The organism is Streptomyces inhibens (assembly GCF_003389455.1).
Taxonomy (GTDB): domain Bacteria; phylum Actinomycetota; class Actinomycetes; order Streptomycetales; family Streptomycetaceae; genus Streptomyces; species Streptomyces inhibens.
The window spans coordinates 1-1,301 of record NZ_QUAC01000286.1 but is presented as its reverse complement, the minus strand read 5'-3'; the positions used below and the strand labels follow the sequence as shown (position 1 = coordinate 1,301).

At 67.6% G+C, this 1,301-nt stretch carries 1 protein-coding gene; it reads right to left on the bottom strand.

The window, feature by feature from the left end:
- Positions 1-191 precede the first annotated feature (191 nt).
- Positions 192-926 carry an alpha/beta hydrolase gene (locus DY245_RS32925; protein WP_128510829.1) on the bottom strand — a complete coding sequence of 245 codons (735 nt, stop codon included), beginning with the start codon at positions 924-926 and terminating at the stop codon, positions 192-194.
- Between the last annotated feature and the right edge of the window lie 375 nt (positions 927-1,301).

The window sequence follows — 1,301 nt, the reverse complement described above, 5'->3', positions numbered from 1 at the left end:
CTGTACACGAGTTTGGGCAGCACTCGAAGCTCTGCAGAAATCGAACAGTTCATGACTTCAGGCAGCACGGGCCCCTGCCGAGAGTTCAGCAGGGGCCCACGGTGTAGAGAGCTGCGGAGGGCCGGGACCTGTCCTCGATGGCATGCCGGCCGACATCAGCTACCGTCTGCTGCCGGTCTGGCGGACCGGCCTCACTTCAGATGTCGGGTGAAGAACTGGGCCGCGGCGTCCCCCGCGAACTGCGGGACGCCGGTGTGCCCGCCCATGTTGGCGTGCAGGGACTTCTCCTTGGAGCCGAAGGCGTCGAACAGGTCCAGGGCCGCCTGCCGGTCGTTCCCTTCGTCGTCCCACTGCAGCAGGACGTGCAGCGGAATGGTGACCTGGCGGGCCTCCTCGAACATGGCGCGAGGCACGAAACTCCCGGCGAAGAAACCGGCGGCCACGATGCGCGGCTCGACCACCGCAAGGCGAACGCCGATGGAGATCACTCCCCCCGAGTACCCGACCGGGCCGCCGATCTCGGGCAGCGACAGGAGGGCGTCAAGGGCGGCCTGCCATTCCGGGACCGCCTTGTCGACCAGCGGGAGGATGAGGGCGTCGACGATCTCGTCGCTGACCGGCTCGCCGGCCTCCATCGCCCGGCGCAGGTCGGCGCGGGCCTGCTCGGCGGCGGGCCAGCGGGGCCGGTCGCCGCTTCCGGGAAGCTCGATGGTGGCCGTGGCGAAGCCCTCCGCCGCGGAGTGCCGGGCCCGGGCCACCAGTCGGGGGTACATCTTGCGCAGCCCGAGGGGAGGGTGGCCGAGCAGGATCAGCGGCACCGGTGCGGATGCGGATGCGGGCGTCCACAGGATGCCGGGGATCTCACCGAGGGTGAATTCGCGTTCGAGGACGCCGTCGTCGAGGCGCTGCTCAGAAGTGAAATGCATGGTCGTGCCTTTCGGGAGTGCACTGGAACGGCGCTCCCGGACGACCTGCCTATCGCCCGACCGTGACCCCGGAGGGGAGCACCCATGTCGATACTGCGTTCACGGGTACCACCTCCTCGATCTCTCGCACGGCCTCCGGAAATGTAGCGGTGGTCGCCCTCGTCCGCCAAACAGGTTTTTGCGGAGTCTCCGTGGCCGGATGCCACGGAGATACTACGCAGAGCTACTTGGGGTGTCGTCGCGACTTCCCGAGTGGCGGCTCTGCGACGACGGGGTGCACTGGCGCTGTCGTTTCTCATGAACATCGAACACGAGGCACCGCCGACGCCTCCCAAACTCGTGTACAGGTGCTGTCGGTTCTCGTGAACAAAGCCA